General features: G+C 69.3%; 23 protein-coding genes. 16 read left to right on the top strand and 7 right to left on the bottom strand.

Annotation, left to right across the window (positions count from 1 at the left end):
- Positions 1 to 35 precede the first annotated feature (35 nt).
- From QM721_RS11095 to QM721_RS11080, 4 genes are all read left to right on the top strand, one after another.
- Positions 36 to 440, top strand: a complete 405-nt coding sequence (locus QM721_RS11095; protein ID WP_415121886.1) for a hypothetical protein — start codon at positions 36 to 38, stop codon at positions 438 to 440.
- Positions 441 to 657: 217 nt separating this feature from the next.
- Complete coding sequence (gene groES / locus QM721_RS11090) at positions 658 to 954, top strand: co-chaperone GroES (protein WP_415121885.1); 297 nt, start codon at positions 658 to 660, stop codon at positions 952 to 954.
- An 11-nt stretch (positions 955 to 965) separates the two neighbouring features.
- A complete protein-coding gene (groL, locus tag QM721_RS11085; RefSeq protein WP_415122086.1) occupies positions 966 to 2570 on the top strand; it encodes a chaperonin GroEL in 1605 nt (534 codons plus the stop codon).
- Positions 2571 to 2836: 266 nt separating this feature from the next.
- Entirely contained in the window at positions 2837 to 3799 is a 963-nt protein-coding gene (locus tag QM721_RS11080; protein WP_415121883.1) for a sulfotransferase family protein, read from the top strand.
- A gap of 16 nt (positions 3800 to 3815) precedes the next feature.
- Here the strand turns inward: QM721_RS11080 and QM721_RS11075 are convergent, their stop codons facing one another.
- Positions 3816 to 4718 carry a hypothetical protein gene (locus QM721_RS11075; protein ID WP_415121882.1) on the bottom strand — a complete coding sequence of 301 codons (903 nt, stop codon included), beginning with the start codon at positions 4716 to 4718 and terminating at the stop codon, positions 3816 to 3818.
- Positions 4719 to 5024: 306 nt separating this feature from the next.
- On the opposite strand from QM721_RS11075, the gene mptB (QM721_RS11070) reads away from it, so the two are divergent.
- From mptB (QM721_RS11070) to QM721_RS11050, 5 genes are all read left to right on the top strand, one after another.
- Positions 5025 to 6431: a polyprenol phosphomannose-dependent alpha 1,6 mannosyltransferase MptB gene (gene mptB, locus QM721_RS11070; protein WP_415121880.1), complete on the top strand. Its 1407-nt coding sequence runs from the start codon at positions 5025 to 5027 to the stop codon at positions 6429 to 6431.
- Positions 6432 to 6570: 139 nt separating this feature from the next.
- Positions 6571 to 7983: a polyprenol phosphomannose-dependent alpha 1,6 mannosyltransferase MptB gene (mptB, locus tag QM721_RS11065; RefSeq protein WP_415121878.1), complete on the top strand. Its 1413-nt coding sequence runs from the start codon at positions 6571 to 6573 to the stop codon at positions 7981 to 7983.
- Between the two features lie 37 nt (positions 7984 to 8020).
- A complete protein-coding gene (locus tag QM721_RS11060; RefSeq protein WP_415121877.1) occupies positions 8021 to 8899 on the top strand; it encodes a TIGR01777 family oxidoreductase in 879 nt (292 codons plus the stop codon).
- Positions 8900 to 8984: 85 nt separating this feature from the next.
- Positions 8985 to 10511, top strand: a complete 1527-nt coding sequence (gene guaB / locus QM721_RS11055) for an IMP dehydrogenase (protein ID WP_415121876.1) — start codon at positions 8985 to 8987, stop codon at positions 10509 to 10511.
- 22 nt (positions 10512 to 10533) lie between these two features.
- Complete coding sequence (locus QM721_RS11050) at positions 10534 to 11640, top strand: GuaB3 family IMP dehydrogenase-related protein (protein ID WP_415121874.1); 1107 nt, start codon at positions 10534 to 10536, stop codon at positions 11638 to 11640.
- 243 nt (positions 11641 to 11883) lie between these two features.
- Here QM721_RS11050 and QM721_RS11045 read toward each other — a convergent pair whose 3' ends face one another.
- Genes QM721_RS11045 through QM721_RS11035 form a run of 3 tightly spaced genes read right to left on the bottom strand, consistent with a single transcriptional unit; the run spans position 11884 to position 13007 of the window.
- Positions 11884 to 12345, bottom strand: a complete 462-nt coding sequence (locus tag QM721_RS11045; RefSeq protein WP_415121873.1) for a hypothetical protein — start codon at positions 12343 to 12345, stop codon at positions 11884 to 11886.
- 30 nt (positions 12346 to 12375) lie between these two features.
- Entirely contained in the window at positions 12376 to 12753 is a 378-nt protein-coding gene (locus QM721_RS11040; protein ID WP_415121872.1) for a type II toxin-antitoxin system VapC family toxin, read from the bottom strand.
- Positions 12750 to 13007 carry a hypothetical protein gene (locus tag QM721_RS11035; RefSeq protein WP_415121870.1) on the bottom strand — a complete coding sequence of 86 codons (258 nt, stop codon included), beginning with the start codon at positions 13005 to 13007 and terminating at the stop codon, positions 12750 to 12752. The genes QM721_RS11040 and QM721_RS11035 overlap by 4 nt, the downstream gene beginning before the upstream one ends.
- A gap of 63 nt (positions 13008 to 13070) precedes the next feature.
- Here QM721_RS11035 and QM721_RS11030 point away from each other — a divergent pair, with 63 nt between their 5' ends.
- The 3 genes from QM721_RS11030 to QM721_RS11020 are packed head-to-tail and all read left to right on the top strand — an operon-like array spanning position 13071 to position 14994.
- Complete coding sequence (locus QM721_RS11030; RefSeq protein WP_415121868.1) at positions 13071 to 13598, top strand: hypothetical protein; 528 nt, start codon at positions 13071 to 13073, stop codon at positions 13596 to 13598.
- Positions 13595 to 13882 carry a chorismate mutase gene (locus QM721_RS11025; protein WP_415121866.1) on the top strand — a complete coding sequence of 96 codons (288 nt, stop codon included), beginning with the start codon at positions 13595 to 13597 and terminating at the stop codon, positions 13880 to 13882. The genes QM721_RS11030 and QM721_RS11025 overlap by 4 nt, the downstream gene beginning before the upstream one ends.
- Positions 13883 to 13926: 44 nt before the next feature.
- Positions 13927 to 14994: a GNAT family N-acetyltransferase gene (locus QM721_RS11020; RefSeq protein WP_415121865.1), complete on the top strand. Its 1068-nt coding sequence runs from the start codon at positions 13927 to 13929 to the stop codon at positions 14992 to 14994.
- Between the two features lie 172 nt (positions 14995 to 15166).
- Here QM721_RS11020 and QM721_RS11015 read toward each other — a convergent pair whose 3' ends face one another.
- Positions 15167 to 16141: a helix-turn-helix transcriptional regulator gene (locus QM721_RS11015; protein ID WP_415121863.1), complete on the bottom strand. Its 975-nt coding sequence runs from the start codon at positions 16139 to 16141 to the stop codon at positions 15167 to 15169.
- Between the two features lie 63 nt (positions 16142 to 16204).
- Here QM721_RS11015 and QM721_RS11010 point away from each other — a divergent pair, with 63 nt between their 5' ends.
- Both QM721_RS11010 and QM721_RS11005 read left to right on the top strand, forming a co-directional pair.
- On the top strand, positions 16205 to 16819 hold the full coding sequence (locus QM721_RS11010) for a TIGR03086 family metal-binding protein (RefSeq protein ID WP_415121861.1): 615 nt from the start codon (positions 16205 to 16207) through the stop codon (positions 16817 to 16819).
- Positions 16820 to 16916: 97 nt separating this feature from the next.
- Positions 16917 to 17303 (top strand): DUF5684 domain-containing protein, encoded by a 387-nt coding sequence (locus QM721_RS11005; protein ID WP_415121859.1) that lies wholly within the window; start codon positions 16917 to 16919, stop codon positions 17301 to 17303.
- Between the two features lie 124 nt (positions 17304 to 17427).
- Here the strand turns inward: QM721_RS11005 and cysE are convergent, their stop codons facing one another.
- Positions 17428 to 17985: a serine O-acetyltransferase gene (gene cysE, locus QM721_RS11000; RefSeq protein ID WP_415121857.1), complete on the bottom strand. Its 558-nt coding sequence runs from the start codon at positions 17983 to 17985 to the stop codon at positions 17428 to 17430.
- 100 nt (positions 17986 to 18085) lie between these two features.
- On the bottom strand, positions 18086 to 19015 hold the full coding sequence (cysK, locus tag QM721_RS10995; protein WP_415121855.1) for a cysteine synthase A: 930 nt from the start codon (positions 19013 to 19015) through the stop codon (positions 18086 to 18088).
- 94 nt (positions 19016 to 19109) lie between these two features.
- Here cysK and guaA point away from each other — a divergent pair, with 94 nt between their 5' ends.
- Together guaA and QM721_RS10985 are read left to right on the top strand one after the other, a co-directional pair.
- Positions 19110 to 20663, top strand: coding sequence for a glutamine-hydrolyzing GMP synthase (gene guaA / locus QM721_RS10990; protein ID WP_415121853.1), 1554 nt, complete (start codon positions 19110 to 19112; stop codon positions 20661 to 20663).
- Between the two features lie 7 nt (positions 20664 to 20670).
- Positions 20671 to 21129, top strand: a complete 459-nt coding sequence (locus QM721_RS10985; protein WP_415121851.1) for a hypothetical protein — start codon at positions 20671 to 20673, stop codon at positions 21127 to 21129.
- Positions 21130 to 21164: the final 35 nt, after the last annotated feature.

Below are 21164 nucleotides of genomic sequence, written 5' to 3'. Positions count from 1 at the left end.
TGGTCGCGGAGGGGGCGGCGACCTACCATATTTGTATGAGTGACCAATATAATTTGGATAATTCCGCCTCGCTCGCGACCGACGCCTGGGCGATCGCCAACTCCTTGCCCGCGGGCATCGGTGACGCCTTTCGGGTGGTTGCGGTGCACGGCTCGGCGGATGATCCCGCCCAGGACCTGCAGTCGGCCCTCGGCAACGTCCGAGATCTGGTCGGGCGCAGCTATCTGCCGCGGGTGGCCGCCCATGAGATCCTCCCGCTCAGCCTGAGTCTGAGCGGTTTTCTGCGGCGCTTCGAGGGCTGGCAGCGCGAGGCGCTGACCGCTCTGGCCGCGGCAGCCACCGCCCGGCGTCTCGATGAGAGCCGCAGTGCGCTGCTGGTTGCTCTCGACGCCATCGAGCGTGGCGGTTCTGATCTGCGGGCTCGCGCATCTGCCGCCTGAGGGTGGGTCGACAGTCGTGATCGCCGGCTCGCGCGGGTCGGTTCTGCACGTGAATCGTTGGCACTCGGGTTGAACGAGTGCTAACCCCGCGATAGATTCAGTGTTAGCACTCTCACGCCGAGAGTGCGAACGGCCGCAGGCGGCACCCGCGACGACGCCCCGGCTCCCGAAACCGACAGCAATGGGCCGCGTGCCCAGCACAAGAAAGGGTTTTGACGTGGCAGTCACGATCAAGCCGCTCGAGGACCGTATTCTCGTCCAGCCTCTCGAGGCCGAGCAGACCACCGCCTCGGGCCTGGTGATTCCCGACACCGCCAAAGAGAAGCCGCAGGAGGGCAAGGTCGTTGCGACCGGCCCCGGCCGCATCGACGACAACGGCAACCGCGTTCCGCTCGACGTCGCCGAGGGTGACGTCGTGATCTTCTCCAAGTACGGCGGCACCGAGGTCAAGTACGAGGGCACGGAGTACCTGCTCCTGAACGCCCGCGACATTCTCGCCGTCGTCTCCAAGTAAGGAACCGTCAGATCATGCCCAAGATCCTTCAGTTCGACGAGGATGCGCGACGCTCGCTCGAGCGTGGCGTGGACGTCCTCGCCAACACCGTGAAGGTGACGCTCGGCCCCAAGGGCCGCTACGTGGTGCTCGACAAGAAGTGGGGCGCTCCGACCATCACCAACGACGGCGTGACCGTCGCCAAAGAGGTCGAGCTCACCGATCCGTACGAGAACCTCGGCGCCCAACTGGCCAAGGAGGTCGCCACCAAGACCAACGATGTCGCCGGTGACGGCACCACCACCGCAACCGTGCTCGCCCAGGCCCTGGTGCACCAGGGGCTGCGCGCGGTGGCGTCCGGTGCCAACCCGGTGGGCCTCAAGCGTGGCATCGAGGCGGCCGTCGAGGCCGTCAGCGACAAGCTGCGTGAGCTGTCTCGCGAGGTCGACGACACCGACGACATGGCCAACGTGGCCACCATCTCGGCGCGTGACTCCGAGATCGGCCGGCTCATCGCCGACGCCTTCGACAAGGTCGGCAAGGATGGTGTGATCACCGTCGACGAGTCCAACACGTTCGGCACCGAACTCGAGTTCACCGAGGGTATGCAGTTCGACAAGGGCTACCTGTCGCCGTACTTCGTGACCGACCCCGAGCGCATGGAGGCGGTGCTCGAAGACCCCTACATCCTGATCAATCAGGGCAAGGTGTCGTCGATGAACGACCTGCTGCCGCTGCTCGAGAAGGTGATCGGCGCCGGTGGCACCCTGTTCATCGTGGCCGAAGATGTCGACGGCGAAGCCCTGTCGACCCTGGTGGTGAACAAGATTCGCGGCACCTTCACGTCGGTCGCGGTGAAGGCCCCGGCCTTCGGTGACCGGCGCAAGGCGATGCTCGAAGACATCGCGATTCTCACCGGCGGCAAGGTGGTCTCTCCTGAGGTTGGGCTGAAGCTCGACCAGGTCGGTCTCGACGTGCTGGGCCGTGCCCGCCGCATCGTGGTGACCAAGGACAACACCACCATCGTCGACGGCGCCGGCTCGGCCGAAGAGGTCAAGGGCCGGGTGGCCCAGCTACAGGCCGAGATCGCCCGCACCGATTCGGACTGGGACCGTGAGAAGCTGCAGGAGCGGGTCGCCAAGCTCGCCGGCGGCGTCTGCGTGATCAAGGTCGGAGCGGCCACCGAGGTGGAGCTCAAAGAGAAGAAGCACCGCATCGAGGACGCCGTCTCGGCTACTCGGGCGGCCATCGAAGAGGGCATCGTCGCCGGTGGCGGCAGCGCCCTCGTGCACGCCGCTGCTGTGCTGGCCGACGGCCTGGGCAAGACCGGTGATGAGCTCGCCGGTGTGCAGATCGTGGCCAAGTCGGTGGTCGAGCCGCTGCGCTGGATCGCCGAGAACGGTGGCGAGCCGGGTTACGTGATCGTGTCGAAGGTGCAGGAGCTGCCGGCCGGCCAGGGCTACAACGCGGCCACCGGCGAGTACGGCGACCTGCTGGCCGCCGGCGTCATCGACCCGGTCAAGGTCACCCGCTCGGCACTGGCCAACGCCGCGTCGATCGCCGCTCTGCTGCTCACCACCGAAACTTTGGTGGTCGAGAAGCCGGAGGAGTCCGACGACGACGGACACAACCACTGAGCGTCCGCGCTCGAATCGCGCCGAACCCCCCGTCCTGCTGGGCGGGGGGTTCGGTGTATCTCGGCTCCACGCCTGGCCGAGTGTTCCTGGAGAAGTACTGATCAGTGCCCACCGTGGGTTGAGCCTGTCGAAACCCCTAGTGAGAGTGCCTCGCCTGCGGTCTCGACAGGCTCGCCCAGCGATGGACCAAGCATTTCCCTAGTAATTTTGTAGGTTATATGTCGAGACCGGCGCCGGACGGCCGCGGCGCCGCCTACCGTTTCGACATGGCAGCTCGCAGCCCCCGTCCGGACGCCTTGCTGATCGGTGCTCCCAAGGCCGGTACCAGTGCCCTGCACGCCGCGCTGGCCCGGCACCCTCAGGTGTTCACCACCACGCCCAAAGAGCCGAAGTACTACCTGTGCGCCGACGCCCCGCCGCCGGCCTACAACGGGCCGGGGGATGCGCACAGCCAGCAGGAGTGGATCTGGCGGCGTGAAGAGTACGACGCGCTCTTCGCTCCCGCCACAGACGACCAACTGCGCATCGAGAGCACGCCATTCTACCTGTATTTGCGCAACGCCCGGCGGAGGATCGCCGAGGAACTGCCCGAGGTCAAGCTGATCGCGGTGATTCGCGACCCCGTCGATCGGGCCTACTCGAACTGGATGCACCTGTGGTCGGACGGCCTGGAGCCCGTGGCCGATTTCGAAACCGCGTTCAACCTGGAGAGTGAGCGAATCGCGAAGGGTTGGGCGCCGTTTTGGCACTACCGCAGGCAGGGCTTCTACGGCCACCAGCTCCAGGACCTGTACAACCATGTGGACCCCGACCGCATTCTGCTGGTCAGGTACCGGGAGTTGGTCGAAGACCCGGCCGGGTTGCTCGACCGGGTGGTCGGCTTCCTCGGCCTGGAAAGCGGGCTGGTGCAGACCATCCCGCGGGAGAACTCCCGTAGCTACGTGGGGGCGGGCTTGTCCACCACGGTGCTGTCAACGGTGATTCGGGCCGGTGCCGCGGCCGGGGCGTGGTTTCCGCCCCAGGTGTGGCGCCGGGCCAGCGAACCATTGACGTCGCTGATGCAGTCCCGTGGGGCGAAGGCCCGGCCCACCTTGGACCAGGCGACCCGGGCTCGGCTCGTGCAGCAATTCGCCGACGACATCGACCTGCTCGAATCGGTCACCGGACGGTCGTTCGACGACTGGCGTGCCGACTTGAGCGCCGGCTCGTTCGCAGGCCGTACCGGTTGAGTTCGGCCGCGTTTCCTCAGCCGGGCCAGGGCGCGACCATCAGGTCGTGGGCGCCGTCGGGCCGCGCTGCTTCGAAGTAGAGCCTGGTGAGTCCGTCTGGGCCCTGCACGGCTGTGGCATAGCGCAGCGCGCCGTCCGAGGCGGGGGAGCACGCGATCGGCCCGTCGTCGACCGGCTCCAGCCGGCCGCCGGCGCCGGCCGCCCGTGCCCTGCCCGTGCGCTCGAACCAGTTCGACTCGGCGTCGGGGCGTCCGTCGTAGAGCACCACCAGCGGGTCGAGCGACAGCACCGCGGTCACCCGGGTGCCGCGGGCGTCCCAGCCGGTACCGGACGGCGCGAGTGCCAGGCCGTGATCGGTCCAGGTCAGCCCGTCGGTGCTGGTCAGGTAGCGAGTGGTCATCCGGTCCTCGGCTCCTGCTACGTCGAGTGGGTGACAGCACAGCCACAGGTGCCAGGCGGTGCCGTCGGTGACGATCACGGGGTCTTTCACAGCCACGGTGCTGCTGCCCGGAAGCACCACCGTGCGCCGTCCGGTGGGCAGTTGCTCGAGGGTGTCGGCGTCGATCGCCTCGACCCACCAGTGCTTGGAGCCGGGGGTGGCGCACGACACGTACAGCCGCCAGCCGCCGCCGGGCAGGTGCACCAGCGCGGGGCGTTCGAACGACTCGGCGCCGAAGGCTTCGCGATGCACCTCGGCGACCGTCTCGAAAGCGAACCCGTCGGCTGATCGGGCCACCACGGTGGCGACGCCCCGTCCGGCGGTGAGCGGACGCCGCACCCGATAGGTCAGCCAATAGGCGCCGTCGGCGTAGAGTGCCGCGGGTGCGCCGGACCAGTTGCCGGGCCCGGAACCGGGGGCCGGGACGACCACCGTCGCCTCGTCGAATAACGTCGTGACGCACTCGATCGTTGAACTCATGGGCGAAGCCTAGGGGTAGTCGCATCGAACCCCTCGGCATTCCAGGGCCGGGCGGAATCTCTTGAGGACGTGCTGATCAAGGCGTCCACCGCCGGTTGAGCTAGTCGAAACCCCTAGTCAGAGCACTCCGTCTGAGGTCTCGACAGGCTCGACCAGCGAAGGACCAGCGTTTCCCTAGTGGGGGCCAGGCCCATCGAAAATCGTCGCCACGCGGGCCTCGACAGGCTCGTCGAAGGAAAAGCCAACTGCTCTTCGACGGCACCGTTTACCAGCCGGGCGCTGCCGATCGGTCAGTACCATGAGCGGGTGCCCGCCGTCCCCGACCTTCTCAGCCGGCGGCGCTACGGCCTCGCCCCAGCGGCGATCGGCGTTGTCGGCACTGTGCTGATCGGGTGGGGCAGTTGCCACCCTGAGTTCGCCCACGGTCCCGACGGCTGGCCGTCCCCGATCGTCAACGCCGTCGGGCTGGCGCTACCGCTGCCCGTGAACCGGTTCGCGATCGTCGCCGGGGTCGTGCTGCTGGTAGCCGCCTGGTGGCTGCTGCGGCCCGTCGATTCGGGGGCTGCGCCGGCCTCCGGTTCGCCACCGACGCCCTCCCGGCGACGGGCGCTGGCGGCGATGGCGCTGTGGAGCCTGCCGCTGCTGCTGGTCCCTCCGGTGCTCTCGGCCGACGCGGTGCTGTACGCCGACCTGGGCTGGATCGTCAGCCAGGGGCAGAACCCCTACCTGGTCGGGCTCACCGGGGCCGGTGGGCCCTACGCGCTGCACGTCGATCCGCTCTGGGCGGGTAGCGGTGTCGCCTACCCGCCGCTGTCCCTTCTCGTCAACGCCGCGGTGGTGCAGTTCAGCGGCTTCGCCAGCTACCTCGGCATTGTCTTGATGCGAGTGCCGGTGCTGGCCGCGCTGGTGCTGGTGGCGTGGCTGGTGCCGCGGTTGGCTGTGCGCTTGGGCGCCGACCCCGACCGCGCCGTGTGGTGGGGCGTGGCGAATCCGCTGGTGATCGTGCACTTCGTCGGGGGAGCGCATAACGACGCGCTGATGCTGGCCGTCGCCCTGCTCGGGGTGTGGGTGGCTTTGCGTGGCCCGCACTGGGCCTGGAGCCTGCTCGCCGGCCCCGCCGTGATCGGTGTGGCGATGGCGTTGAAACCGCAGGCCGGTCTCGCGGTGATCGCGGCCGCCGGGCTGCCGGTGGCGGCCCAGCTCGCCGTATCGCCTCCGGTGCGCCGAGTGTTGCTGCTGGCTCGCCGCACGCTGGTCGGTACCGCAGTGGCCGGCGCGGCTTTCGTGGCGGTGTCGCTGGCCAGCGGCTTGGGTTTCGGGTGGACGCGATGGCTGTCGCTGATGGGCAAGGCCGGCACCGCGGCACCGTTCTCGGTGCTCGCCCAGTTGGGGGAGCGGCTGATCGACCGACTCGGCGGCGACCCCACCGGTTGGCTGACGGCGATCGGTGCGGTCTCGACCCTGGTCACGCTGCTGGTGCTGGCCTGGCTGGTGATCCGGTTCGCCGACCGTCCGCTCAGCGCGGTGGCGTGGGGGTCGCTGGCGGTCAGCACCCTGGGCCAGTCGATGCACCCGTGGTACCTGCCCTGGTCGTTCGCGCTGCTGGCGCTGGTGCCGCTGAGTCGCCGTCAGTTCGGCTGGACCACCGCCTTGATGCTCGGCTTCGTGGTGTGGAACGCCGTGCAGACCGTGGTCTGGCACTCGGTGCCATGACGATGGCGAGCCGGCGAGCAGGCCGGGGCGTACCGCTGCACAGGCAAGCAGGTGCCCCGGGTGCCTCGCGGCGGCGTTTTCGGTGCGCACTGCACCCGTAGTATCGACCCGCACCCAACCGACGACGAAAGCCTCACTCATGCCCCTGCCGATCTGGCGCCAGACCGGTGTCTGGGCGGGCCTGGCGGGGTCGCTGCTGGTCGGCATCGGGGCCTGCAGCAACGACTTCTCGTTCAATCCGGACGGCTGGGGGGTAGGCCCGATCGCCGTGCTCGCCCAAGCCATCGACCGCAACACCGGCACCTTGTTGGTGCTGGCGGGGTGCCTGCTGTTGTGCGTCGGCTGGCTGGCGCTGCTGCCACGTCCGGGACGTGAGCTGCCGTCGTGGCTGTGGCTGCTGTGGGCCGCCCCGTTGCTGGTGGTGCCGCCGGTGATGAGCGGCGACCCGTTCCTCTATGCCGATCTGGGCTGGATCATGGCCAACGGCGGCAATCCGTACGTCGACGTGCTGGGCAGTTTCGGCGGCCCCTTCCAACCTTTCGTGGACGAGTTCTGGGCCGGCAACGGGGTGGCGTACCCGCCGCTCGCGCTGGAGATCAACCGGCTGATGGTGCACCTGGGCGGCATGCACCCTTACTGGGGGGTGATCGCGCAGCGACTGCCCGCGGTGCTCGGGGTCGCCTTGCTGGCGACCTTCGTGCCGCGGCTGGCCGAACGGTTGGGAACCGACCGGAACTGGGCGGTCTGGCTCGGCGTTCTCAACCCGATCGTGATCGTGCACCTGATCGGCGGGGCGCACAACGACACCTTGATGACCGGCGTCGTGGTGCTGGCGGTGTGGCTGAGCGTGCAGCGGGTGCCGCGGGTCTCGGCCAGCCTGGTGTTGGCGCCGATAGTGATCGGCCTGGCCATGGCGCTGAAACAGCAGGCCGGGCTGGCGGTGATCGCGGCTGCCGGGCTGCCGGTGGCCGCTGCGCTGGCCGGGCTGCCCCGGCTGCAGCGCATCGCCGTGCTGGGCTGGCGCACCGCGGTCGCCACAGTCGTGGCGTTGGCCACCTTCGTGGCGGTCTCGTTGGCCACTGGCCTGGGCTTCGGCTGGACGAACTGGCTGTCGCAGATGGGCCGGGCCCGCACCATGACGGTGTCGGTTGCCCTCGGTGACGCGCTGGCGTTCACCGGCAGTGACCTCACCCACGCGGCGAACACCCTGATCGCCTGCCTGGCCGCGGCCGGGCTGGCGGCGCTGCTACTGAGCCGTCCGGAGCGTCCGCTCGAGGTGACGGCGTGGGGTTCGTTGCTGGTGTTGTTCATCGGGCAGGCCCTGCACCCCTGGTACGTGGGGCTGAGCCTGGCGCTGCTCGCGCTTGTGCCGCTGGGCCGGACGGCCTGCCGCTGGGTGGTGTTCGTCACCATCGGCTACCTGATCGCCTATTGCGTGAACAACCTGTACAACTGGCGGGTGCTGCCCTCGCTGGCGGTGGGGTTGCTAGCCGGGGTGGCCTGCTACGCGATCTGGGTGGCGCGGGCCGAGCGGCCCACCCCACTCGGCTGAGCCAGGGAGGCGTCCGCTGCCCGACTAGGCTGGCTTGGTGCGTATCGCAATCGCCGGGGCGTCAGGGCTGCTGGGCAGTGCCACGGTGGCCCACCTACGCGGCCTTGGTCACCAGGTGTTGGCTCTGGTGCGGCGTCCGGCCGAGAATCGCGACGAGCGTCGCTGGAGCCCCGATGAGGGCCGTATCGATGCCCCCGGCCTGACCGACGTCGACGCGGTGATCAACTTCTGCGGCGCCGGCATCGCCGATGCCCGCTGGAACGATCAGCGCAAGAGCGAGCTGCGCTCCTCCCGGCTGAATCCGACCACCACGATCGCCGCGGCGCTGCAGCCCGGCGGTCGCTGCCGCCGACTGCTGAACGGCTCGGCCATCGGCTTCTACGGCAACACCGGCGAAACCATGATCGACGAGGCCACCGGCCAGGGCGGGGGCTTTCTGGCGCGGCTGGTGGCCGACTGGGAGCGGGCCGCGCACGCCGCCCCGGTGCCGACGGCCTACCTGCGCACCGGGCACGTGCTCAGCGAGCACGGCGGCTTTCTGGGCAAGCAGCGGCTGCTCTTTCAGCTCGGCCTGGGTGGACGCATCGGCTCGGGACGGCAGTTCGTGTCGTGGATTCACCTCGCCGACTACACCCGGGCCGTCGCCCACCTGCTCACTTCGACGCTCACCGGCCCGGTCAACCTGACCGCTCCCAACCCGGTCACCAACGCCGCCTTCACCGAGGCCTTCGCGGGTTCACTGCAGCGCCCGGCACTGGTTCCGATGCCGCTGCCCGGGCTGAGGCTGGTGCTCGGCTCCGAACTGGTCGACGAGGCGCTGCTCAGCGGCACCCGGGTTCAGCCGCGACGGTTGCTCGACGAGGGCTTCACGTTCACCCACCCACGGCTGGCCGAGGCGTTGTCCGCCCTGGGCTGAACCCCGCCGGCAGGCTGGACGGCGCGGGCGCGCCGGGCGGGCACGCATAGACTGACCTCTCCCGCGCGAAGGAAGTGGTGCCTTGATGTCCTCTGCCGATCTGACTCCGGCCGGCGTACCGGCGCCGTTCGCAACGCTCGGGCTCACTTTCGACGACGTGTTGCTGCAGCCCAACGCCAGCGACGTGATTCCCTCGGCGGCCGACACGGCCACCCAGGTGTCGAAACGGATCAGGCTGAACCTTCCGCTGCTCAGCGCGGCCATGGACACCGTCACCGAGGCCCGAATGGCCATCGCGATGGCCCGCGAGGGCGGCATGGGCATCCTGCACCGCAATATGCCGGCCGACGAGCAGGCGTCCCAGGTCGACCGGGTGAAACGCTCCGAGGCCGGCATGGTCGACCAGCCGATCACGATCACCGCCGATCGCACCATTGGCGAGGTCGACGAATTGTGTGGCCAGTTCCGCATCTCGGGCGTCCCGGTGGTCGACGGCGCGGGCAAGCTGCTCGGCATCGTGACCAACCGCGATATGCGTTTCGAGGACGACCCGCGCCGCCGGGTCAGCGACGTGATGACGCCGATGCCGCTGGTTACCGGCTGGCCCGGCATCAGCAGCGAAGAGGCGTTGCGGCTGCTGGCCCGGCACAAGATCGAGAAGCTGCCGCTGGTCGACACCGACGGCACGCTGCGCGGGCTGATCACGCTCAAGGACTACGTGAAGTCCGACAAGTACCCGCTGTCGTCCAAGGATGATCAGGGCCGGCTGCGGGTCGGTGCCGCCGTCGGCTTCTTCGGCGACTCGTGGCAGCGGGCGATGCTGCTGGTCGAGGCTGGTGTGGACGCCATCGTGGTCGACACCGCGCACGGCCACTCCACCGGAGTGCTCGACATGATCGCCCGGCTGAAGGCCGAACCGGCCGCGGCTCACGTCGACATCATCGGCGGCAACGTGGCCACCTATGCGGGCGCCGCAGCCCTGGTCGACGCCGGCGCCGACGGCGTCAAGGTTGGGGTCGGGCCCGGCTCGATCTGCACCACCCGGGTGGTGGCCGGGGTCGGCGTGCCACAGGTCACCGCCATCCACGACGTGGCCCGCGCCTGCCGTCCGGCCGGGGTGCCGGTGATCGGCGACGGCGGCCTGCAGTACTCCGGCGACATCGCCAAGGCGTTGGTGGCCGGCGCCGACACGGTGATGCTCGGCTCGCTGCTGGCCGGCTGCGACGAGAGCCCCGGCGAACTGGTGTTCATCAACGGCAAGCAGTACAAGTCGTACCGGGGCATGGGTTCGCTGGGTGCCATGGCCGCGCGCGGGCGACGGGCGTCCTACAGCAAGGACCGCTACTTTCAAGGCGATGTCAGCGCCGACGACAAGCTGATTCCCGAGGGCATCGAGGGCCAGGTGGCCTACCGTGGCCCGTTGTCGGCGGTGGCCTACCAACTGGTCGGCGGGCTGCGGCAGTCGATGTTCTACACCGGGGCCGCCACCGTCGAGGAGCTGCACGCGAAGGGCCGGTTCGTGCGGATCACCTCGGCCGGCCTGCGCGAGTCACACCCGCACGACATTCAGATGACCATCGAGGCCCCGAACTACTCCGCCCCCCAATCGTGACCACGGCAAAGGATCCCGCCCCATGATCGAGATCGGGCGCTCGAAGCGCGCGCAGCAGGTCTACTCGTTCGACGACATCGCGATCGTGCCGACCCGGCGCACCCGGCACATCGAAGACGTCCGGCTGAGTTGGACGATCGACGCCCTCACCTTCGATTTTCCGATCGTGGCGGCCCCGCAAGACTCGGTGATGTCACCGGCCAGCGCCGCGGCGTTCGGCAAGCTGGGCGGCTTGGGCGTGCTCAACCTCGAGGGCCTGTGGACGCGCTACGAGAACCCCGAGCCGTTGCTGCAGGAACTGGCCGAGCTCGACGACCAGGTGAGCGCCACACGGCGCATGCAACAGCTCTACTCGGCGCCGATTCAGGGCGAGTTGATCACCCAGCGGCTCAACGAGATTCGTGAGTACGGGGTGCCGGTGGCGGGCTCGCTGTCGCCCGAGAACTGTAAGGCGTTCGCCTCGGTGGTCGTTCAGGCCGGGGTCGACTTCTTCGTGATCCGCGGCACCACGGTCTCGGCCGAGCACGTGTCGTCCGCGGTGGAGCCGCTGAACCTCAAGGAGTTCATCTACGCCCTCGACGTGCCGGTGATCGTCGGCGGCTGCGCCACCTACCAGGCGGCGCTGCACCTGATGCGCACCGGGGCGGCGGGCGTGCTGGTCGGCTTCGGCGGCGGTGCCACCAAGCGCACCCGCAACGTGCTCGGTGTCGAGGTGCCGATGGCGTCGGCGCTGGCCGACGTGGCCGAGGCTCGCCGCGACTACATGGACGAATCGGGTGGCCGTTACGTGCACGTCATCGCCGACGGCGCCCTGGGCCGCTCCGGCGACATCGCCAAGGCGATCGCCTGCGGCGCCGACGCGGTGATGGTCGGCTCGCCGCTGGCTCGGGCGTCCGAGGCCCCGGGGCACGGCTACCACTGGGGGCCGGAGGCTTGGCACCCCACCTTGCCGCGCGGCGAAAGGGTCAAATTCGGTGCCATCGGTTCGCTGGAACAGATTTTGCACGGCCCTTCGCACACCCCGGACGGCACGATGAACCTGGTCGGCGCCCTGCGTCGGGCCCTGGCCACCTGCGGCTACACCGAGGTCAAGGAGTTCCAGCGGGTCGAGATCGTCGTCCACCGCTGAGTCCTCGTTGGTCGAGCTTGTCGAGACCCCTTCCGGACCACGGGCGTGCCGATTCCGGGCGGGCAGGCGGGCTCTGCTGTATGCGTTCTGCCGTCGGGTGAGTCCTCGTTGGTCGAGCTTGTCGAGACCCCTTCCGGACCACGGGCGTGCCGATTCCGGGCGGGCAGGCGGGCTCTGCTGTATGCGTTCTGCCGTCGGGTGGGTGTGTGTTTTGCCGCTACTGACGTGCGTGATCTGCCGCTATCAGCGTGTGTGATCTGCCGCGTCCGGCATCGGTAGTGAGGGTGTTGTTGCGGCCCGCAATCGGTCGGCCCTGGACGTCCGTGCCGCACGGATGGCTACTGCGACCGCAACTGCCCCGAGGGCGATCATCGCGCCGAAGATGGCTGCCGTCGCAATGTCACTGCGGGATCCCCTCCACCAATCGGCGAGCTCGTTCAGGCCCTGTACACCGGCACCGCCGTACAGCACTCCCAGCACGCCGGACGCCCATCGTGACCAGGCGCCACCGACGCATGCCAGGACGATTCCGACGGCGGCCACTCCCGCCGGAATCAGGATGGCCTTCGGGGGAACCTCGTCTTCTGGTCCGAGGGCCATCAATGAGCCGAAGATCTCCAACGCCGCCAGCATGCCCGCGCCGGCGGACATCACCATCAGCAGCCCTCGTGTCCAGGCATCGCTGACGGTGAGTTCTCTCCGCACGCCACGAGAGTAGCCAGGCATTCCTAGCAACTATTGCGCGATGGTGACCCCATGGTCGGACGCCACCTTCGCCAACGCGGTGTCGAAGGTGGCCAGGGTGGCGCCGGTCTCCATCGCGGCGGCGAGTACGCAGCAGTCAGGCAGTCTCAGCGATGTGCTGGCCCGCAGCTTGGCGAGGGCGAGTGGCTGCTCGGTGGGGACGGGTAGCTGCTCGATCCCCATGGTGGCGATCCGTTCGCGATAGAGGTCTGCGCGACCGTCGCGGGCCGGGCGAGTGAGGACCTCCGCGAGGGTGATCGGGTGGATCGACAGTTCCTCGTCGGTATCGAGCAGTTCGAGCGCTCGGGCGCTGTGGGCGTCGCGGATTGCGAAGTGTGCGATCAGCACGTTGGCGTCGAGCACGATCATTCCGGCCAGTCCTTTCGGAGGTCTTCGAGGTAGCCGGGCGGGTAGTCGATGGTTCCCCTGGTCTCTTCGAGAACCTTGCGCCGCGCTGCCCGGCGCTCGGCGCGGGCGGTCTCGACCGACTGGGCTCCGGCGGTCATCAGCCGGGTGATGAGCTCGGAGCGAGGGATGCCGGGCCACTCCTTCGCGGCGATCTCGAGCGCGTGGGCGACCGGCGGGGTCTGGGTGACTTGGATCCGGGTCAGCGTCGTCGGCATAGACCGAAGTGTACCACTCGGAATTGCGGTGGTACAGACGGCCGGCATCGCTACGATGCCCCCATGAGCACGCCCCCGTCCGGATCGCCGGGCCCCGAGTTCGACCCGCCCGCGTCCTTCCCTGCGGGTCGTGCAGCCCCCGAACCGGACGGCGCGGCAGCTCCGTCCGCGGCGGCGGACGCCGGCCAGCCGTCCCGCACTTCGGGGGACTCGTACTCTGGCTGCCAGGCTTCCGAGACTCCCTATCCGGCGGGAGCTCCCGGCTACCCGGCCGGCGGCACCCACTACTCGCCCGGTTCCGCCCAGTACCCGAATGCCGCGTCCCCTGACCCGACCGCGGGCCAGTATCCGAACCCAGCCGCCCTGTACCCGGGTGCCGGCGGCCAGCCACCGAATCCCGGCGCACCGGTGCCGGGCGACGGATACCCGGGCGTACCGGGTGCCCCGCAACCGAGCGGTTACCAGGCGCCCGGTGGCGGGTTTCCTCTGTCGGTGCCCCCTGCCGCGCCCGAACGGGTCGGTCTCGGCCTGCTCGCGGCAGCGGTGGTCGTGCTCCGCCGGATGAGTGGTATCGGAAAGGCGAAGGCATGACGCACCCCGAGCTCGCGCGGATGCGCGACAGCATCGACAACCTCGATTCGGCGCTGATCTACCTGCTGGCCGAGCGGTTCAAGATCACCCAGCGGGTGGGGGAACTCAAAGCCAACGTGGGCCTGCCGCCGGCCGATCCTGACCGTGAAGCCCGTCAGATCGAGCGCCTGCGCACCGTCGCCAAGGACGCCCAACTCGACCCCGAGTTCGCCGAGAAGCTGCTGAACTTCATCGTGTCCGAGGTGGTCCGGCACCACGAGCGGATCGCTCGGGAGGCGAACTGACCGCCATTCCGTTCCGGATCCGCCCGGCGACCGCAGCGGACGGGGTGGCGCTGGACGAGATCGAGACCGCCGCCGACGCCCTGTTCGACGGCGTCGTGGCGTTGCCGAGTTCGCCCCCGGAACGGGCAACTGCGCTGACTGCACGCGGCTTCGCACTCGTCGCCGTCGATGCGACCGAGCGGATCCTGGGCTTCGCGCACGTGTTGGAGTTCGACGCCCGCTTCCACCTGGAGCAGCTCAGCGTGCATCCGGACGCCCAACGCCGGGGCCTGGGCGCGGCACTGCTCGCTGCGGCCGAGGACGGCGTCCGGGCCAGGGGAGCGTCGGTGGTCACCCTGCGGACCTTCGCCGACGTGCCGTGGAACGCCCCGTTCTACCGGCGCCACGGCTACGTCGACGCCGATCTGCCGGTGGCGATGGCCGGGCTGCTTGATGCCGAGGAACGACTCGGGTTGTTGCGGGCCGGCCCGCGGGTGACGCTGGCGAAGCAGGTCGCCGACCACATCGCACCGTGGCCGGCAGTGAGCGTGCTTCCGTTGCGCGACGGAGCCTCGGGGCTGGAGGTGTTCGTCCAGTACCGCGCGTCGACCATGGACTTCGCCGAGGGAGCGGTGGTCTTCCCCGGCGGACGCCTACTGCCGGGCGAGCTACCCCTGGACGTCCCGGACGCGCACCTGCTGGCCTGGGCCGCCACCGAGTTACCGACGCCCGAGTTGCTGGCTGCCGCCGCGATCCGCGAGGTGGCCGAGGAGTGCGGCGTGCTGCTCACCGCCGCCGACCTGGTGCCCTGGGACGACTGGGTGACACCACCCGGCGGACGCCGCCGCTTCGACGTCGCCTTCTTCCTCGCCGCCACCCACCCGGACCAGGACTGGCGAAACACCACCACTGAGGCGGTCCGCACCGGATGGAGCCGTCCCGGCGACCTGCTGCGGGACGCCGGCGCAGGCCTGGTCCGGCTGTTGCCGCCGACCCGCACGCTGCTCACCGAGCTCAGCCTTTTCTCCGACGTCGCGAGCGCCCTCACAGCTCGGCCGCGGATCGTCCCGGTGCTGCACGACCTGGGTCGCCTGCGGCTGTCGGCAAGGGATTTCGACACCAACCAGCGCTAGGCGAAACGCTGATCAACCATGTCCCGGCCGCGGCGCACTCGGCGGGCGATCTGAAACCCCAGCGCTTGCGCCGTTTGACCCGGATCGCGGATCAACGCGACCACCGCTGGTTGAGCTTGTCGAAACCCCTGACCGGCGAGCATCCAGGTCTCGACAAGCTCGACCAACGAAATCAGCTCTGATGTGCCTCGATGGTCGCCCGAGCCAGCCGCACCGCATCCTGACGCAGGTCGTCGGGGGCGAGTAGCCGGGCCTCGCCGCCGAAGGCGAGCACGATCGCCAATGCCGCCCGCCTGGCTCGGAAGGTCAGCTCCACGATCGGCCACCCGTCGTCCTCGCCGCGTTCGACCACAGTGGTGCCGGGTGCGAGCTGAAAGCGGGAGTAGGTGGTGAAGTACCCTACGGCCGCGGGCTGAACGGCGACCGTGATGGTGCAGCCGGCGCTGTGGTCCTCGAAGGCGGCCCGCTGCCGGGCCCAGGCCTCGGCGAGATTCAGGTCGTCGGGCACCTTGGCGGCCTCGTCCAGCACGGTGGCGGCGACGATCCGGGACACCCGATAGGTGCGCTGCTGGCCCCGGTGGGCGGCGAGCAGGTACCAGCGCCCGGCATTCTCGACCAGGCCGTAGGGGTCGACCGTCCGGGTGCCGGGTTCGCCGTTGTTCCGGGGCGATGCGTACCGCAGCCGGAGTCGTCGCTTGCGGGTGGCGGCGTCGCGCAGCACCGGCAGCAGCGGCACCTCCTCGGCTGCGGCGAACCAGCGGCGCCGGTCGACCATCACCACCGATGCCAGCGCCTCGGCCTTCTCCAGCGCCGGCCCGGGGACGGTGGCCGACAGCTTGGTAAGCGCCGAACTCAGCTCGCCGCTGAGCCCGAGTTCGGCGGCGGCGGTGCCCGACGTCCAGGCGAACAGCGCCTGCGCCTCGCCGGGGCTCAGCCCGCTGACCTCGGTGCGGTAGCCGTCCAGCAGTGCGCAGCCCCCGTTGCGTCCGCGATCGGTGTAGACCGGGACGCCGGCGGCCGACAGCGCCTCCATGTCGCGCAGCACGGTGCGTTCAGACACCTCTAGGATCCCGGCGAGCCGGCGCGCGGGCAGCCGCCCGTGTCGCCGCAACAGGGCGAGGATCTGCAGCAACCGGTCGGCACGCACAGTCGGAATCCTGTCACGAAAACATGACAGAAGATGTCTGGATACGGCGTGAGGATAGGAGACATGAACGAAACCCAGACCGTGCCGGACACCCGGCCCCTGTTCCACACCGCGCTCGCCCAGATCGCGCCGCTGATCCATGCGTTGCTGGCCACCGATCTCGATCGGCCGACTCCATGTTCGGAATGGACGGTGCGTGAGCTGCTCAGTCACCTGATCGCTGTTGAGAACCGCATCGTGCACATCGCCGGCGGTGGTCTGCCGTTCGAGGTGCCGTCCACCCTTGAGGGCATCGCCGACACCGAGTGGTCGGACGCCTGGCGTTCCCGGATCGCGCCGGTGCAGGACGCCCTGGCCGATGACGCGCTGCTGGCCCGCGAGTGGGCGCACCCTGCCGGGGCGATGCCGGGCTTTCAGGCCATCGCCATCTACGCCAGTGAACTGGCCGTCCACGCTTGGGACCTGGCTCGTGCCCTCGGCCGGGATGCCGAACTGAACCAGTCCGTCGCCGCAGCCGTGGTCGGCCCGATCACCGGCGCACTGCCCGCCGAGCCGCGCGGTGCCGAGCTCGGCATCCCCTTTGGCCCGGTCGTCCCGGTCGCCGTCGACGCCCCGCCCTACGCCAGACTGGTCGGCTGGGTGGGTCGTGACCCGCAGTGGGCGCCCAGAGCCGACTGACGGGGTCGCCGACGCGCCGCACCGTGGTCGGTCCAACCTCGCGAGGTGGGCGGGCTGAGGTGGCTACGCTGCTTGTGACGCCCAACAAGGAGAACCCGTGGACCCGACAGAACTCAGCCAGCACATCGTCGCCTGGCTCACCTCCGCAGTGACGGCTTCGTTCGGCGCGATCGTCCTCGTGGCGAGCATCGTCGCGCTCTGGCGCGTCTTCGCCAAGGCGGGCCAGCCGGGCTGGGCTGCGCTGGTGCCGCTCTACAACATGTACCTCTCGTTCAAGATTGCCGGCTTGAACCCGTGGCTGTTCCTGCTCATGTTCGTGCCGTTGGTGAACCTGGTGATGGCGGTCGTCTGGGGGATCAGGTTCGGCGCGGCATTCGGCAAGGGCGGGCTGTGGTCGTTCTTCCTGCTGGTGCTCTTTTCGACGATCGGCTTGCTGATCCTCGGCTTCGGCTCGGCCGGCTACCGTCGGCAGCGGTTCGCCTGATCGGGCTCGGCTGCCTCTAGAGACGCGCTGATCAATGCGCCCACCGTTGGTTGAGCGTGTCGAAACCACTAGTCAGAGCACTCTGTCTGAGGTTTCGACAGGCTCGACCAGTGAAATCAGCACCTCAGGCGATCACGTCACCGGCCGCGGTGTTGGCCGGGATGCCGGTCACCACCGAGCCCGGCGGCACGTCTTTCACCACCAGCGCGTTGGCGCCCACCTTCGAGCCCTCGCCGATGGTGATCGGGCCGATGATCTTGGCGCCGGCACCCAGCAGCACGCCGTTGCCGATCGTCGGGTGCCGCTTGAACCGGCCGCGGGAACGTCCGCCCAGGGTCACCTGGTGGTACATCAGTACGTCGTCGCCGATCTCGGCGGTCTCGCCGATCACCACGCCGTTGCCGTGGTCGATGAAGAAACGGCGGCCGATCACCGCGCCGGGGTGAATCTCGACCTGGGTCAGGGCGCGGGAGAACTGCGAGATCAGCCGGGCCAACGGCCGGGTCAACGGGCCGGCGTTCCACAGCGTGTGGCACAGCCGGTGCGCCCACACCGCGTGCACACCCGGGTAGCTCAGCGCGACCATCCACCTGCTGTGCGCCGCCGGGTCTTCGCGCAGTGCCGTTTCAAGGTCTTCATTCACCCGCAACCAGGCGGCCGAAGCCAGCGCTCGCAACCTCATCGCCCCATCAAACCAGAGCTCGCCGCAGGCTGCGCGGCCCCCTCACACCAACGACGGCCCCGTCGTGAGACGGGGCCGTCGGAGTGGTCGAGCGGGAGCTTCAGTCGAGCAGGTCGGAGTACAGAATGGTCGAGAGGTAGCGCTCGCCGAACGACGGGATGATCACCACGATCACCTTGCCGGCGTTCTCTTCGCGAGCGGCCAGTTCGCCGGCCGAGGCCAGTGCCGCACCGGAGCTGATGCCCACCAGCAGGCCCTCTTTGGCAGCGGCCAGACGGGCGTACTCGACGGCGGTCTCGGCGTTCTGCGGAATGATCTCGTCGATCACCGACTGATCGAGAATCTCGGGAATGAAGTTGGCGCCGATGCCCTGAATCTTGTGCGGGCCCGGCTTGCCGCCCTCGAGAATCGGCGACTCCTTGGGCTCGACGGCGATCATCTTGACGCTCGGCTTGCGCTCCTTGAGCACCTGGCCGACGCCGGTGATGGTGCCGCCGGTGCCGATGCCGGCCACGACGTAGTCGACGGTGCCGTCGGTGTCGTTCCAGATCTCTTCGGCGGTGGTCTTGCGGTGAACCTCGACGTTGGCCTGGTTGGCGAACTGGCGCACCAGCACCGCGCCCTCTTCGGCGCCGATCGCCTCGGCCCGGGCCACCGCGCCGCGCATGCCCTCGGGACCGGGGGTGAGCACCAGTTCGGCGCCGAAGGCGCGCAGCAGGGCCCGGCGTTCCTTGCTCATCGTCTCGGGCATGGTCAGCACCACCCGGTAGCCGCGGGCGGCACCCACCATGGCCAGCGCGATGCCGGTGTTGCCCGAGGTGGCCTCGACGATCGTTCCGCCCGGCTTCAACTGGCCGGACGCCTCGGCGGCGTCGATCATCGACACCCCGATCCGGTCCTTCACCGAGTTGGCCGGGTTGTAGAACTCCAGCTTGCCGAGCACGGTGGCCTGGGCATCGCCGAAGATGCGGTTGAGACGCACCAGCGGGGTGCGTCCGACCAGCGCAGTGACGTCGTCGTAGATCTGCATGGTGTTCCTAACTGAAGTACTTTGCGGGCAATTCCGCGTTCACGAATCTCGGTGCGAAATCATAGTACCTATGGCTTTCCCTAGACTGCGTGCCATGAACCACGACCATGAGCTGGTGCTGGTCGTCGATTTCGGCGCCCAGTACGCCCAGTTGATCGCCCGCCGGGTGCGCGAGGCACGCATCTATTCAGAGATCGTGCCGCACACCGCGACGGTCAGCGAGATCGTGGCCCGCAAGCCGAAGGCGATCGTGCTGTCGGGCGGCCCGCAGTCGGTGTACGCGCCGGGCGCTCCCCAGGTTGATCCGGCGCTGTTCGCCACCGGCATTCCGACCTTCGGCATGTGCTACGGCTTTCAGGCCATGGCCTCGGCGCTGGGCGGCGAGGTGCGCCGCACCGGCCTGTCGGAGTTCGGCCGCACCCCCGTGCAGGTCGGCGAGGGTGGCGCACTGCTCGGTGACCTGCCGCCCAGCTTCCGGGCCTGGATGAGCCACGGCGACGCCGTCCATGAGGCTCCGCCCGGGTTCGTTTGCCTGGCCACCTCCGACGGCTCGCCGGTCGCCGCGTTCGAAGACCTCGACCGCGGCCTGGCCGGCGTGCAGTGGCACCCCGAGGTGGGTCACTCCGAGTTCGGGCAGGCGGTGCTTGAGACGTTCCTGGTCACCATCGCCGGCTGCCGCCAGGACTGGACGCCGGCCAGCATCGTCGACGATTCGGTGGCAGCGATCCGCGCCCAGGTGGGCGACGCGCAGGTGTTGTGTGCGCTGTCCGGTGGCGTCGACTCGGCGGTGGCGGCAGCGTTGGTGCAGCGGGCGATCGGCGATCAGTTGACCTGTGTGTTCGTCGACCACGGACTGCTGCGCAAGGGCGAGGCCGAACGGGTGGAACGCGACTTCGTGGCAGTCACCGGCGTCGATCTGGTGGTGCGCGACGAGGCCGACCGCTTTCTCGGTGCGCTGAGCGAGGTGAGCGACCCCGAGACCAAGCGCAAGATCATCGGCCGCGAGTTCATTCGCACCTTCGAAGACGCCGCCCGCGCGCTCAACGACCACAAGGACATCGAGTACCTGGTGCAGGGCACCCTTTACCCCGACGTCGTGGAGTCCGGCGGCGGCGAGGGTGCGGCCAACATCAAGAGCCATCACAACGTGGGCGGACTGCCAGACGACCTGCAGTTCAAGCTGATCGAACCCTTGCGCACGTTGTTCAAAGACGAGGTGCGGGCGGTCGGCACCGAGTTGGGCCTGCCGTCCGACATGGTCTGGCGGCACCCGTTCCCGGGCCCCGGCCTGGCCATCCGGATCATCGGTGCGGTGACCCGCGAGCGGCTCGATCTGCTCCGTGAGGTGGACGCCATCGCTCGTGCCGAGCTCACCGCGGCCGGGCTGGATCGCGAGATTTGGCAGTTCCCGGTGGTGCTGCTCGCCGACGTCCGCTCGGTCGGCGTGCAGGGCGACGGACGTACCTACGGCCACCCGGTGGTGCTGCGTCCGGTGACCTCAGAGGATGCGATGACCGCCGACTGGGGCCGGCTGCCCTACGACGTGCTGGAACGGATCTCGACCCGGATCACCAACGAGGTGCGCGAGGTCAACCGGGTGGTGCTCGACATCACCTCCAAGCCCCCGGGCACCATCGAGTGGGAGTGATCCTGCGGTGACCCGCAGCGGGCTCGCGCCCACCGAGCGGCAGTGGCGGGCGCTGGCCCGGTCGTCGCCGTGGCAGGACTATCGCTGGGTGGCGATGCTCGACCCGGTCGAGCTCGCCGACGGCTCGGCCGAGCGGCCCGGCCCGGCGACCCTGCTCAGCGAGCTGGCCGCCGGCCAGCGGCACGGCCGGCTGACCTGGTGGGCGGTCGTCCACCAAGGCCGCGGCTACGACCCGCGCTGCACCTGCTGCCCGTTGCTGGAGGGCCAACTCGCCGACCGCCTGTACCGCGGCGAGGGCGGCCCCTGGGCGCAGGATCTGCCGCGTCCCGCCGATCTGCCGACGCGCTGGCTGATCGGTCTCGACCGTGCCACCGGCATCGTGGTCAGCCTGACACCGCTGGACGGCCGCAGCGTCGCGGGATCATTCGAGGTGGTCTTCTTCGCCGTGGACGGCACTGCCGCTTGAGCTATGCCGAAACCGGGTCTCGGCGGGGTCGACCA

This window comes from Micropruina sp., assembly GCF_047602085.1.
GTDB lineage: Bacteria > Actinomycetota > Actinomycetes > Propionibacteriales > Propionibacteriaceae > Micropruina.
Note: the sequence above shows the minus strand (reverse complement) of the source record. Positions and strands in the feature narration are given on the sequence as shown.